General features: G+C 34.8%; 12 protein-coding genes and 1 pseudogene. 7 read left to right on the forward strand and 6 right to left on the reverse strand.

Annotated elements, in window-relative coordinates:
- Window positions 1–25 precede the first annotated feature (25 nt).
- The gene (locus RA0C_RS06860) at window positions 26–403 is read right to left on the reverse strand and encodes a DUF3887 domain-containing protein (RefSeq protein ID WP_004920621.1); all 378 of its coding nucleotides are present in this window, start codon (window positions 401–403) and stop codon (window positions 26–28) included.
- 124 nt (window positions 404–527) lie between these two features.
- Here RA0C_RS06860 and RA0C_RS06865 point away from each other — a divergent pair, with 124 nt between their 5' ends.
- Window positions 528–1,286: a helix-turn-helix domain-containing protein gene (locus RA0C_RS06865; RefSeq protein WP_004920624.1), complete on the forward strand. Its 759-nt coding sequence runs from the start codon at window positions 528–530 to the stop codon at window positions 1,284–1,286.
- 165 nt (window positions 1,287–1,451) lie between these two features.
- The gene (locus RA0C_RS06870; protein WP_014615080.1) at window positions 1,452–1,706 is read left to right on the forward strand and encodes a hypothetical protein; all 255 of its coding nucleotides are present in this window, start codon (window positions 1,452–1,454) and stop codon (window positions 1,704–1,706) included.
- A gap of 74 nt (window positions 1,707–1,780) precedes the next feature.
- On the opposite strand, the gene rnr is transcribed toward RA0C_RS06870, so the two are convergent.
- The 4 genes from rnr to RA0C_RS06890 all read right to left on the reverse strand — a co-directional run bounded on the left by rnr (window position 1,781) and on the right by RA0C_RS06890 (window position 5,840).
- Complete coding sequence (gene rnr / locus RA0C_RS06875; RefSeq protein WP_004920628.1) at window positions 1,781–3,946, reverse strand: ribonuclease R; 2,166 nt, start codon at window positions 3,944–3,946, stop codon at window positions 1,781–1,783.
- Window positions 3,947–4,011: 65 nt separating this feature from the next.
- Window positions 4,012–4,443 carry a ribose 5-phosphate isomerase B gene (gene rpiB / locus RA0C_RS06880; RefSeq protein WP_004920632.1) on the reverse strand — a complete coding sequence of 144 codons (432 nt, stop codon included), beginning with the start codon at window positions 4,441–4,443 and terminating at the stop codon, window positions 4,012–4,014.
- Window positions 4,444–4,527: 84 nt separating this feature from the next.
- Entirely contained in the window at window positions 4,528–5,631 is a 1,104-nt protein-coding gene (locus RA0C_RS06885; protein WP_004920635.1) for a glycosyltransferase, read from the reverse strand.
- Window positions 5,628–5,840, reverse strand: a complete 213-nt coding sequence (locus RA0C_RS06890; protein WP_004920638.1) for a YgjV family protein — start codon at window positions 5,838–5,840, stop codon at window positions 5,628–5,630. Before RA0C_RS06890 ends, RA0C_RS06885 begins: the two co-directional genes overlap by 4 nt.
- A 146-nt stretch (window positions 5,841–5,986) precedes the next feature.
- On the opposite strand from RA0C_RS06890, the gene RA0C_RS06895 reads away from it, so the two are divergent.
- The 5 genes from RA0C_RS06895 (at window position 5,987) to RA0C_RS06915 (ending at window position 11,846) form a co-directional block, all read left to right on the forward strand.
- The gene (locus tag RA0C_RS06895) at window positions 5,987–8,494 is read left to right on the forward strand and encodes an ATP-dependent Clp protease ATP-binding subunit (protein WP_013447012.1); all 2,508 of its coding nucleotides are present in this window, start codon (window positions 5,987–5,989) and stop codon (window positions 8,492–8,494) included.
- A 71-nt stretch (window positions 8,495–8,565) separates the two neighbouring features.
- Entirely contained in the window at window positions 8,566–9,531 is a 966-nt protein-coding gene (locus RA0C_RS06900) for a Gfo/Idh/MocA family protein (RefSeq protein ID WP_013447013.1), read from the forward strand.
- Between the two features lie 21 nt (window positions 9,532–9,552).
- On the forward strand, window positions 9,553–9,972 hold the full coding sequence (locus RA0C_RS06905; protein ID WP_013447014.1) for a SufE family protein: 420 nt from the start codon (window positions 9,553–9,555) through the stop codon (window positions 9,970–9,972).
- 9 nt (window positions 9,973–9,981) lie between these two features.
- Entirely contained in the window at window positions 9,982–10,944 is a 963-nt protein-coding gene (locus RA0C_RS06910) for a glycosyltransferase family 9 protein (RefSeq protein WP_013447015.1), read from the forward strand.
- The gene (locus tag RA0C_RS06915) at window positions 10,944–11,846 is read left to right on the forward strand and encodes a glycosyltransferase family 2 protein (RefSeq protein ID WP_013447016.1); all 903 of its coding nucleotides are present in this window, start codon (window positions 10,944–10,946) and stop codon (window positions 11,844–11,846) included. The genes RA0C_RS06910 and RA0C_RS06915 overlap by 1 nt, the downstream gene beginning before the upstream one ends.
- A 20-nt stretch (window positions 11,847–11,866) precedes the next feature.
- Here RA0C_RS06915 and surE read toward each other — a convergent pair.
- Window positions 11,867–12,594, reverse strand: a pseudogene (gene surE / locus RA0C_RS06920) (5'/3'-nucleotidase SurE).
- Window positions 12,595–12,614: the final 20 nt, after the last annotated feature.

The following is a 12,614-nucleotide window of genomic DNA, read 5'->3' on the forward strand; positions in this document are numbered from 1 at the left end:
TTTTGTTTTATTGTTCAATAACCCTTTATTTCTTTGATTTAAATTCTTTATGCTCTGATTTTAATGCCAAACCACTGATTTTATTATCCTTATCAAACCCTATCACTACATCCATAGATTGATTTTCAAATCTTACATAGTAGTAATAAAGTTCTTTATCATCTTTATTTACCTCAACTACTCCTTTGTACTCTCCCAAAGCTTGCAATAACTGATCTGTTTGTGCTAACTTATCCTCTGGAAGTTTCTTTTTAAAATCTTCACTAAAGTAAGAAGTTACTTTCTTGTAATCTTGTTTTTGGAAAAGATGGTAAATACACTCTCTTCCTAACGCCTCCTGTGATTGGGCAAATGTAAAGGCTCCAAACATTGTGATAAACACAAATACTAATAATTGTTTCATAATATTTATTTTTTGTACAGCAAATCTATTGTGTCTCTATAATTTTTAAACTACACTTTAGTGTAGTTTTAGGTGGTCTTTTATTATATTTGTTCTTTTTTAAACCAAAGTGTAGTTTTTGTCTATGGGGGATTTTGACGGTTTTTTTGATGAAAGAAATTCGGTTAAGAATATATCAGCCAATGATTTAGAGCAATTAAAAAATTATTTGTCTGTGATAGATGCTTTTTCCAGAGTTTCATACAAAAGCATTTATGTAATTGACTATCAAACTCAGTCTTTTGAATATGTTTCGGATAATCCTTTATTTCTGTGCGGATTGTCCGCTCAAGAGGTTAAAGCATTAGGGTATGCTTTTTATTTTAGAAATGTAAAAAAACAAGATTTAGAGCTTTTAATGAAAATCAATGATGTAGGATTTTCATTCTATGAAAAAATTCCTTTAGTTGAAAGGAAACTTTATACCATTTCCTATGATTTTCATTTAATCAATGAAAGAAATAGACCAGTGCTTATCAATCACAAACTTACACCCATCTTTCTCAACGAAAAAGGACAAATATGGAAAGCAATATGTATTGTATCTCTTTCTTCTAACCAAACTGAGGGGAATATCATTATAAGCAAACAGGGAAGCGAAGATTTTTGGAAATTTAATCTTGATACAAATATTTGGGAAAAGGAACAAAAAGTTAAACTTTCCGAAAGAGAGGCTACGGTGTTGGAACTCTCTGCCAGAGGTTTTACCATCAATGAAATTTCGGAGAAGTTATTTGTAACTCCTGATACCGTAAAATTTCACCGAAGAAAAATTTTTGATAAATTGAATGTTCAAAACATTTCAGAAGCACTTGCTTATGCTAAAATTAATAAATTAGTGTAATTTTAATCCCATATCTTCAAGTTTATTATACTATTATTTACAATACTTAGTTGTACTTCGCCAAGTAAATTTGAGCAGTCGGTAATTGGAGAATATACCTCGCCTAAGAATAGTTATTTCAATAAAGTGAGGTATGGCAGTTTTGTGTTAAACCTTAATCTCGAGTTGAAACAAGATGGTACTTATACATTAACTTCGTGTGCTCAAATTACCACAGGAAAATGGAAGCAAGAAGGTAATTTTATTCTTTTAGAATGTTTGGATAGAAAATTCATTATAGATAGTGCAAACCATAACGAAGCCTACGCTAAAGGAAAAATCTGTAATGATATAGAAAAATACGAAATCAAAGATTTTGGTTTGTACAAGGAGGAATTGGTGGGTAATAGACTAGCCAAGTTTGTATTACTCAAAAAATAGTCATACAAGAAACTTGGAATATATTTAAAATAAAAAGGGTTATCTTATTTGGAGATAACCCTTTAGTATTAAAATTAGTTTTCAGACTTTTCTATAATTTTAAAATCCAATTGTTTTTGGATGAGATTCGCTTTCATTACTTTAATTTTAACGGTGTCTCCTAATTGATAGCTGTTACCTGTTCTGCTACCATAGACGGCGTGGGTTTTGGCATCGTACTGATAAGAATCATCCATCAAATCTCTTAGTTTTATTAAGCCTTCTGCACCATTTTCAGGAATTTGAACCCAGAAACCAAATTCGGCAACGCCAGAAATAACGCCAGTAAACACTTCGCCAAGATGTTTCTCCATAAACTTAACTTGCATAAATTTAATAGAATCTCTTTCGGCATCTGCAGCTAGGCGTTCCATTGCAGAACAATGTTTAGATTTTTCTTCGTATTCTGCTTTGTCGGGAGATTTGCCTTGGTCTAGATAGTGCTGTAGTAGTCGGTGGGCTATAAGGTCGGGGTAACGGCGGATAGGAGAAGTAAAATGGGTATAATACTCAAACCCTAAACCATAGTGTCCTATTGGCTCGGTAGAATAAACGGCTTTACTCATAGAACGCATTGCGAGGGTTTCAATCATATTTTCTTCGCCTTTGCCTTTAACGGATTTTAGAAGTTCGTTCATACTCTCCGCTACCTTTTGAGAGTTAGCAAGGTTCATTTTATAACCAAAAGTAGCTACAAAATCCCTTAGTGCTTCTAATTTGGTTGGGTCTGGGTCGTCGTGTACTCTATAAATAAAGGTTTTGCCAGTAGGGCTCCCTTTTTTGTTAAGAGAAATAAACTCAGATACTTTTCTGTTGGCGAGGAGCATAAATTCTTCTATAAGATGATTGGAGTCTTTGCTTACCTTGAAATAAACGCCTAGAGGTTCGTTGTTTTCGTCTAAGTTAAATCTGACTTCACTTCGGTCAAAAGTAATTGCTCCTTTTCTAATACGCTCTTCTCTAAGGATTTTAGCGAGCCTGTCTAAGGTTAAAATTTCATCGGCTAAATCTCCTTTGCCTGTTTCTATGCGTTCTTGAGCTTCTTCATAGGTAAACCTTCTGTCAGAGTGTATTACGGTGCGTCCAAACCATTGTTTCTTTATTTCTGCCTTATCATTGAGTTCAAACACAGCGGAGAAGGTGTATTTGTCCTCATTAGGACGAAGTGAGCAAACCTCATTACTAAGAACTTCAGGAAGCATAGGTACTACTCTGTCTACCAAATAGACCGAAGTGGCTCTCTGATAGGCTTCCTGGTCTAACAATGTGTTGGAAACAACATAATGAGACACATCGGCAATATGTACCCCAATTTCCCAATTTCCGTTTTCTAACTTTCTTATGGAAAGAGCATCGTCAAAATCTTTGGCATCTTTTGGGTCTATGGTAAAGGTACAAATACCTCTCATATCCCATCTTTTTTTAACCTCGTCGTCTCTTATCTCTCGGTCTATGGCATCTGCTTCTTTCTCTACTTCCTCTGGGAAAGCATAAGGAAGACCATATTCTGCTAATATAGAATGTATCTCAGTCTCATGGCTACCAGGAGTTCCTAATACCTTAACGATTTCTCCGTGCGGATTCTTTTCGGTAGGGTTCCATTCTACCATTTTTACCACTACTTTATCGCCGTCTTTAGCTCCATTGATTTTGTTTCGTGGTACAAAAATATCTGTGTTGATTTGCTTTTTATCACAAACTACGAATCCAAAATCTTTATGTTTTATAAATTCAAAAGTACCTACAAACTCCTCACGGTTTCTCTCTAGAACTTCTATTACAGAGCCTTCTAGCTTTTTTGATTTGAAATGATAGGTTACAATAAGAACTTTGTCTCCTTGTAAGGCATCTTTTACATTTTTAGAATGAATGAAAATATCCTCCTCTAAGCCTTCTACTCTTACATACGCATTGCCAGAGTGGTTAAAATCTATAATTCCCGTTAGGGTATCTTTTATTTTAAGGTCGATAATATATTTACCTTTTTCTACTTCTTTTATTCTTTCGTCCGCTAATAGTTTATGTAAAGCTTGTATAACTTGCTCTCTTTGGCGAGGGTTTTTGTAGTCTATACCATCAGCAATCTGCTTATAATTGTATATTTTAGCGGATTGTTTATTCATAAAACTAAGGATTTGTCTTCCTAAATCCTTTAGTTTTCCCTCATTTTTTTTTGATATGTATTTTTTTTTCTTTGCCATTTTGATATGTATTTTTTATGATTAAGAATTTGTTAGAGGGGTGTGACGGTAAATTTTGTTAAATTTTAGCAGAACGCTATTTTGGACACTCTATTTTGGTGTCTTCCTCCTTCAAACTCAGTATTTAAAAATGTTTTGATGATTTCTAGTGCCAGTTCTTTTGAAATAAAACGAGCAGGAACGGCTACCATATTGCAATTGTTATGTTGTCTAGCTAAGGCTCCAAGCTCTGGCATCCAACACAACGCACATCTAATGCCTTGGTGTTTGTTAGCGGTAAGCTGTACACCTTGCCCACTACCACAAATGAGTATGCCCATTTCATTTTCACCGTTTTCTACAGAACTCGCTGCAGGATGTACAAAATCTGGATAATCTACGGAGTCAGCAGAATTTGTGCCAAAGTCGGTAATTTGGTATTCGTTGGCTAATTCTTTTTTTATAAATTCTTTGTATTCAAACCCAGCGTGGTCACAAGCGATAGCAATTTTTTTCATTTTTAAATTAAATTTTCATTAGACTATTTCACAAAAATAGTATTTAAAAATGAAAACATATGACTTTATATCGTACAAATGTTTTTATATAATGTTTGATTCTGCAATTACTTGATGATAAAGCGAAAGGATTTTCTCCTCGTCCTTTTCCCAGCATAGAGCTTCGGCGGCTTTTTCTAGTTCAGATTGGTAGTGCAATCGTCCCTTTTCTAGCACACGGGTTATGGCATCAGCGAGTGCTTTTGGGTTGTGAGAATCTACTATTTCTCCCACTTTAAAATCGTTATAAACCCTCTTCATTTCAGGGAAGTTTATCATCACGAGCGGGACTCTACTCTGTATATAATCTGCCACTTTGTTCGGTAGAGAGTAGAGGTAACTTACACCGCCGTTTTCTTCAATGCTAAGACCAACATCTGCCGTTTGAGTAAGTTTTCTTAGCTCCGTAGGATGTAGCTTTCCTAAGAACGAAACTTTATGATTGAGATTTAATTTTTCAACCAATGCTTCGTATTCCTTTCTTTTGGGGCCGTCTCCTGCGATTTTAAAAATCACATTATCAATGTAGATTAAAGCTTGTATAGCTTTGTCTATGCCTCTGGATTGGTTGATGGCTCCTTGGTATAAAATTACTTTTGGAGTGTTTTGAGGTATGGTAATAGGTGTAGTGATTTTTCTAGGGATATTTCTCACTACAACAGGATTTACGGGATAGCGTTCTCTAAACCATTGGGCGTAGCTTTCGCTTTCCGTCATCATATATTTGATTTTAGGAAGCGAATATCGTTCTACCATTTGCCAAATTTTTTGAGTCCATCTTCCTTTAATGGCTGGCATTTCGGTGAAGATTTCGTGACTATCAAAAATAAGAGGAACACCTAATTTTTTGGAAACCCAAAGGTTGGGGAGTATTGCATCTATATCGTTAGCATGTAAGATGGTATTTTTGTCCGCTTTTTTTAGTAATTCGGTATAAAGCTTTTTATTAAACTCAAGGTATGCTCCACGGAGATTTTTCGATTTGATGTGTATTCTGCTAAAAGGATAAGGGCGCTCCATTGCTCCATTTCCTCCCCAATCGTTTCCAATGAGTTCTATTTGATAACCGTTGTCATAGAGAGTTTGGCAAACTTTTTCTATCCTCTGGTCTGTATATAAATTGCTGAAAGCTGATACAATTACTTTCATTGCTTTTTGGCTAAGAAAAGATAATATACCTGAACTACAGAAATAAGAATATTGGTGATAATTACAGGTAGACTGTCTATCAAGAAACCATAAGCTACAAATAGTAGGCAGCCAATTAGGTTGACCAATCTTATCTTGTTAATTTCTTTTAGTAAAAAACTGATAGCAACAAAGGCAGACGCTAAATAGCCTATATATTCAGGATTCATAGTTTTATTTTTCTGCAAAATTAAGAAAAATATGCCATAAAGTCATTTTTTATCTTTGGTAAAGTATTTGTAACTTTGGACAAGTCTAAATAAACATTTTGACAAATATATCACAGAGTTTGTTTAGAAATCAATGACGAACAATTATGATGAGTAATAAATTTTCGGGAGGATTGGATAAAGTCCTCAAAGCGAGTGCTAAAGAAGCAAAAAGATTAGAAAGTGAATTTCTTAATACCGAACACCTTCTTTTAGGGATTATTAAAACAGATAATTCTGCGAGGGAAATATTACAGAATTTACAGGTAGATTTAACCCAAATAAGACGAAAGATAGAAGCTTTAAACTCTTTAAGTTCTAATGTTTTTCCACCGAAAGAAATGGAGGTAATTCCATTTACTAAAATGGCAGATTATGCACTTAAAAGAGCTGATTTGGAAAGTAAAAGTTACCGTTCAGAACATATCAATACGGTTCACTTGCTATTGGGTATTCTTTACAAAATGGAAGACCCTACCACTCAGATTCTAGAAAGTTATGATGTAGATTATGAGGCGGTTACTAAAGAGTATCGCACGATGTTAGAGCAGAACGGGATTTCGCCTAAAATGAGTAGTGAGTATGATGATAGTAATGAGGAAAGAGAAAGCTTTGGGCAACCTAATAAATCAAGTAGCAGTATCGGAACTGCAAAAAGTAAAACACCTACCTTGGATAATTTCGGTAGAGATTTAACGGCTTTGGCTAAGGAAGGAAGGTTAGACCCAGTAATTGGTAGGGAAAAAGAGATAGAACGAGTATCACAAATTCTGTCCAGAAGAAAGAAAAATAATCCACTCCTTATTGGAGAGCCAGGTGTGGGGAAATCTGCTATTGCAGAGGGGTTAGCATTAAGGATACATCAGAAAAGAGTTTCTCGTGTATTGTACAACAAGCGTGTAATTACTTTAGATTTAGCAAGTTTGGTTGCGGGTACAAAGTACAGAGGTCAGTTTGAGGAAAGAATGAAAGCAATTATGACAGAACTAGAAAAAAATAGAGATGTCATTTTGTTCATAGACGAGTTGCATACTATTGTAGGGGCGGGAGGTTCTACGGGAAGTTTAGATGCGTCTAATATGTTCAAACCTGCTTTGGCAAGGGGAGAAATACAATGCATTGGAGCTACTACTTTAGATGAGTACAGACAGCATATAGAGAAAGATGGTGCTTTGGAGAGACGTTTCCAAAAAGTAATGGTAGAGCCGACTTCCATAGAAGAAACCATTCAGATTTTGTATCAAATTAAAGATAAGTACGAAGAACATCACAATGTAATTTATACAGATGACGCTATCAAGGCTTGTGTTAATCTTACCTCTAGATACATCACAGATAGATTTTTACCAGATAAAGCCATAGATGCTATGGACGAAGCGGGTTCTAGGGTTTACATTAAAAATATGAAAGTCCCTACCGAACTTGTAGATTTTGAAGCCAAAATAGAAGAAGTTAAAGACCTTAAACAAAAAGCGGTTAAAGCTCAAGATTACCTAGAAGCGAGAAGGCTTAAAGATGAAGAAGAGCGTTTACAAATAGAACTTAATTTGGTTCAGGAAGAATGGGATAGAAATGTAAAAGAGATGAAAGAAACGGTTACGGAGGAGAATGTCGCAGAAGTAGTATCAATGATGAGTGGTGTTCCTGTAACTAAAGTTGGCAAAAACGAACTTGATAAACTTGCCGAAATGGACAAAAACCTTAATGGTAAGGTAATTGGTCAAGAAGAAGCCGTTAAAAAAGTAGTGAAATCTATCCAAAGAAATAGAACAGGACTAAAAGACCCTAACCGTCCTATTGGTACTTTTATTTTCCTAGGAACAACAGGAGTTGGTAAAACAGAGCTAGCTAAAGTGATGGCTAAGGAATTATTCAACTCCGAAGATGCACTCATAAGAATAGATATGAGCGAATATATGGAGAAATTTGCGGTGTCTAGACTTGTAGGGGCGCCTCCAGGATATGTGGGGTATGAAGAAGGCGGACAACTTACAGAAGCCGTTAGAAGAAAGCCTTATTCGGTAGTGCTTTTAGATGAGATAGAAAAAGCTCACTCTGATGTGTTTAACCTATTGTTGCAGATTTTAGATGAAGGTTTCGTAACCGATAGTTTGGGTAGAAAAATAGACTTTAGAAATACGATTGTTATTTTGACCTCTAACATTGGTACTCGTCAACTGAAAGATTTTGGTGATGGTGTAGGCTTCGGAACTTCAGCGAAAAAATCTAGTACCGATGCCCACGCAAGAAGTACGATAGAGTCGGCTCTTAAAAAAGCATTTGCTCCGGAGTTTTTAAATAGAATAGATGATATTATTATTTTCAACGCTTTAGAGAAAGAAGATATTAAGAAAATTATAGATTTAGAACTTAATAAACTTTACCAAAGATTAAGCAAACTAGGTTATACCGTAAGTCTTACAGAGGAAGCCAAGGACTTTATTGCTGAGAAAGGTTGGGATAAAGACTTCGGTGCTAGACCACTGAAAAGAGCGGTACAAAAGTACATAGAAGATTTACTAGCCGAGCTTTTGGTAACCAAACAATTAAGCGAAGGCGAAAGTGTAGTCTTAAAATTAAATGAAGCTAAAGACGCTTTAGAAAAACAAAATTAAATAATTGATGTAGGTAAAATCCACTAAATCTCGCATTTAGTGGATTTTACTTTTTTAATTTAAATGGAACTATGATAAATATTGCAATTCTTGGGTTGGGGTTTATGGGAAAAAAATACCTCACAGCGATTGAAGAAATTGATGAAGCACAAGTTTCTGCAATCATAGATGATTCAGCTACTGAAAACATAGCGAATATACCTTACTTTAAATCTTTAGATGATGTTTTATGTTCAGAAATTAAGATGGATTTAGTGGTAATATCAACGCCAAACTATCTGCATTTTTCCCAAGCAAAAACACTTTTAGAACACGGTTATCATATTTTAATAGAGAAACCATTTTGTCTAAAAGGTTCTGATATGGAAGTCTTAATTAAAATAGCTCAAGAAAAGCAACTAAAAATATTTTTTTCTACTCCTAATAGATTTTCTCCTGCTTTGGCGTGGTTGAAAAAAATTCAGTCCGAAAATATTCTGGGGCAATCGTACCTTGTTCAAGTTAATTGTTTTTGGAATAGAGACCAAAGATACTACACACCACAATCGTGGAAGGGTAAAAAAGAGCTAGATGGAGGCACTTTATACACTCAGTTTTTTCATTTTTTAGATTTAATACTTTTTACCTTCGGAAAGGCAGAGCTACTGTCAAGTTATATGGGTACCTTTAGACATCAGTCTTTGATAGAGATAGAAGATACAGGAGTACTCACTCTAAAGTTGGCAACGGGAGGTTTAGTTAATTTTAATTTCACTACGGCGGTTTGGGATAAAAATATGGAAACTTCTATGAATATCATTGCTGAAAATGGGAGTGTTAAAATTTCTGGGCAGTACTTTGATGAGGTAAGTCTTTGTAATCTTAAAAACTATAAATTTAGTTTATATGAAATTACTGATAATGAGTATTCTAATTTGCAATTAAATTTAAAATATGCATTGAAAAAACTTTACGATACAGAATGTGATTTGGAAGAAATGCTTTATCATCAGAATTTAATTTCTTTGGTGGAGAACATCTATAGAAATTCAAAATAAAAAACTTCTTATCTTTGTGATATGACTATAAAGGAAAAACAACAAGAATTGATAGAAGAGTTTGCTTTTTTAGACGATTGGGAGCAAAAATACGAGTATATTATAGATTTAGGCAAAGAGCTTAAAGGGCTTTCTGAAGATAAAAAGCAGGAAGAAAACCTAATAAAAGGGTGTCAGTCTAAGGTATGGTTAGATGCTTGTTTCAAAGATGGGAAAGTCTTTTTTGAGGCAGATTCAGATGGTATTTTGCCTAAAGGGATTATAGCAATGCTACTTTCTGTGTATAGCGAGCACTCTCCTCGAGAAATTCTAGATTCCGATTTTGAATTTATTTCAGAGATAGGGCTTCAAGAGTTTCTGTCTCCTTCTCGTGCCAATGGTCTAGCCTCAATGATAAAACAAATTAAATTCTATGCTTTGGCATTCCAAGCCAAGGTCTAATAAAAAGAGATGACGATACTAGCTTACCGTTTTTCTGCCTTTGGAGATGTGGCGATGATAGTGCCTGTGCTCAGAGAATTTTTGGAGCAAAATCCTCATGTGGAGGTAATTATGGTTTCTCGTAAAAACTTCGCTGATTTATTTAACGGAATAGATAGGCTTAAATTTCACGGAGCAAATTTAGAAGAATACAAGGGTTTTTGGGGATTAAATAAGCTTCACAAAGAGCTGTTGAGTATTTACAAAATAAATGTTGTAGCGGATTTACACGATGTTATTAGGACTAAAATTTTGAACCGATTGTTTAAGCTAAAAGGAATTTCTGTATTCAAGATAGATAAAGGTAAGGAACAAAAGAAAAAGCTTACTGATATTTGGAATTTAGACAAACGACAACTCAAATTAACTACAGAACGCTATGCAGATGTGTTTAGAGCTATAGGCTTTGAGGTTAAATTATCTCACCAGTATCGTACTCAAGCAGTTGATAAAAAGGGGGGTGGTTTTGCACCATTTGCACAGCATCAAGGGAAAATGCTTCCGTTAGAAAAGTCTTTTGAATTGGCAAAAATGATAGCAAAACAAAAGCCACTTTTTTTATTCGGAGGAGGAGCTAAGGAAGTGGAGGTTTTAAGTCAATGGGAAAAGAGAATTCCAAATACAAAAAGCGTTGCAGGACAACTTTCATTAAAGGAAGAATTAGAGAAAATTGCAGGGTTAGAAGTGATGATTTCTATGGATTCTGCTAATATGCACTTAGCAAGTTTGGTGGGGACTCGTTGCATTTCGGTGTGGGCGGCTACACATCCTTTTGCAGGTTTTTTAGGGTATGGTCAAAAGGAAGAAGATATTGTGCAAGTGGAAGACCTTACTTGTCGCCCTTGTTCTGTCTTTGGAGATAAAACCTGTTATAGAGGTGATTGGGCTTGTTTGCAAGAAATAGATATACAAAAAATAGTAGATAAAATTTAATGATATCTATCTGTATTCCCATCTATAATACTGAAGTTACTACGCTAGTAACCGATTTGAAATCCGAAATAAAAACGAACCATTTAAATGCAGAAATCGTTTTAATAGACGATGCTTCTGATGAGTATTGCCGAAAGCTAAACAAACCGCTTGAAACTGTTGTGGATACAATGGTTTGGCTTCCTAAAAATGTGGGAAGAGCTAGAATAAGAAATTTGTTTTTCAAGCACACTAAAGGTCAGTATCTTTTGTTTTTAGATGGTGATGGCGAAATTATATCTAACCAATTCATTCAGAATTATCAAAAATTCATTACTGAAAATAAAGATGCAAAAGTCGTTTATGGAGGAAGGTGTATTCAAAAAGAAGAGCCTTCAGTAGAGAGATATTTGAGATGGAAGTTCGCTAATGAAAGAGAAAATTTACCTTTATTTCAACGAGAAAAAAATAAACATTTGTCTTTTCAGACCAATAATTTCCTTATAGAAAGAGAGACTTTTTCACAATGTTTGTTTGATGAACAACTTACAGGCTATGGCTATGAAGATTTAGTTTTTGCGAAAGATTTAAAGGATAAAGGCATAGATGTTTTCCATATAAATAATCCTATCCTAAATATTGATTTAGAAACTAATGAAGTTTATTTAAAAAAAGTGGAAGACTCTATAAACAACCTTTGTTTTTTATTGAAAAATTCTCCTAAAAAAGTAGAAGATATTAAACTTGTCAAAGCGTACTATATGGTAAAGAAACTAAAATTGAGTTTTGTTTTATCAAGGCTTTTTTCATCTTTTGGAAAAGAGTTTATACGAGAAAAATTGCTCGGTGGAAAGGTTAGCCTTAGATACTTAGATATGTATAAACTAGGGTTATTGTTAGAAAAAACAAATCCCTCCGTTTAAGAAGGGATTATTTATGAAGTTTAGGAGTTTAGTATCTCTTTTAGGCTTTCCAAATGCTCATAAGCAGTAAGGTCAAATTTCACAGGAACTACAGAAATATAGCCTTCGGCTAGAGCATTTTCGTCTGCTTCTTTGCTCGTGTCCATGTTGTTGAAATAGCCAGTAAGCCAATAATATTTTTTACCGTGCGGATTTACTCTTTCATCAAAACTTTCTTCCCATTTTGCATGGGCTTGTTTACAAACTTTAATCCCTTTTATATCCTCCTTTTTCAGATTGGGTATGTTTACATTTAGTACCATACCTTTAGGCATAGGATTTTCTAAGGATTTTTTAACGATGGTTTGGATAAACTCTTTAGCTTGAGAAAAATCGGCCTCCCAACTGAAATCTAAAAGTGAAAACCCAATAGCAGGAAGTCCCTCCACACCAGCCTCTACGGCATAGCTCCGTGATTGATGCCCGAAACTACGATATCAGGTTTGCGAGTAAGTATCTTATCCAACGCAAATTTCACGCAGTCCACAGGAGTACCGCTAAGGGCATAGTCTTTCTGTGGTCCTTCCATAGAAATTTCTTCGTAGGTAAGGGTAGAGTTGATGGTAATGGCGTGTCCTTTTCCAGATTGAGGAGAGTTAGGTGCTACTACAACTACATCTCCAATTTCGTTCATAAAAGAAACGAGGTTTCGTATGCCAGGAGCGGTAATTCCGTCATCATTGGTAACCAATATAAGAGGCTTTTTCATAATTTGAAACAAATTTTCAC

Source organism: Riemerella anatipestifer ATCC 11845 = DSM 15868, from assembly GCF_000252855.1.
GTDB classification, from domain to species: domain Bacteria; phylum Bacteroidota; class Bacteroidia; order Flavobacteriales; family Weeksellaceae; genus Riemerella; species Riemerella anatipestifera.

Excerpts from the sequence above, each read along its gene's own strand:
- RA0C_RS06860 (WP_004920621.1), bottom strand. The coding sequence starts at position 403 with ATGAAACAATTATTAGTATTTGTGTTTATCACAATGTTTGGAGCCTTT.
- RA0C_RS06905 (WP_013447014.1), top strand. The coding sequence starts at position 9,553 with ATGACTATAAAGGAAAAACAACAAGAATTGATAGAAGAGTTTGCTTTT.
- RA0C_RS06890 (WP_004920638.1), bottom strand. The coding sequence starts at position 5,840 with ATGAATCCTGAATATATAGGCTATTTAGCGTCTGCCTTTGTTGCTATC.
- RA0C_RS06865 (WP_004920624.1), top strand. The coding sequence starts at position 528 with ATGGGGGATTTTGACGGTTTTTTTGATGAAAGAAATTCGGTTAAGAAT.
- rnr (WP_004920628.1), bottom strand. The coding sequence starts at position 3,946 with ATGGCAAAGAAAAAAAAATACATATCAAAAAAAAATGAGGGAAAACTA.
- RA0C_RS06885 (WP_004920635.1), bottom strand. The coding sequence starts at position 5,631 with ATGAAAGTAATTGTATCAGCTTTCAGCAATTTATATACAGACCAGAGG.
- rpiB (WP_004920632.1), bottom strand. The coding sequence starts at position 4,443 with ATGAAAAAAATTGCTATCGCTTGTGACCACGCTGGGTTTGAATACAAA.
- RA0C_RS06915 (WP_013447016.1), top strand. The coding sequence starts at position 10,944 with ATGATATCTATCTGTATTCCCATCTATAATACTGAAGTTACTACGCTA.
- RA0C_RS06895 (WP_013447012.1), top strand. The coding sequence starts at position 5,987 with ATGATGAGTAATAAATTTTCGGGAGGATTGGATAAAGTCCTCAAAGCG.
- RA0C_RS06900 (WP_013447013.1), top strand. The coding sequence starts at position 8,566 with ATGATAAATATTGCAATTCTTGGGTTGGGGTTTATGGGAAAAAAATAC.
- RA0C_RS06910 (WP_013447015.1), top strand. The coding sequence starts at position 9,982 with ATGACGATACTAGCTTACCGTTTTTCTGCCTTTGGAGATGTGGCGATG.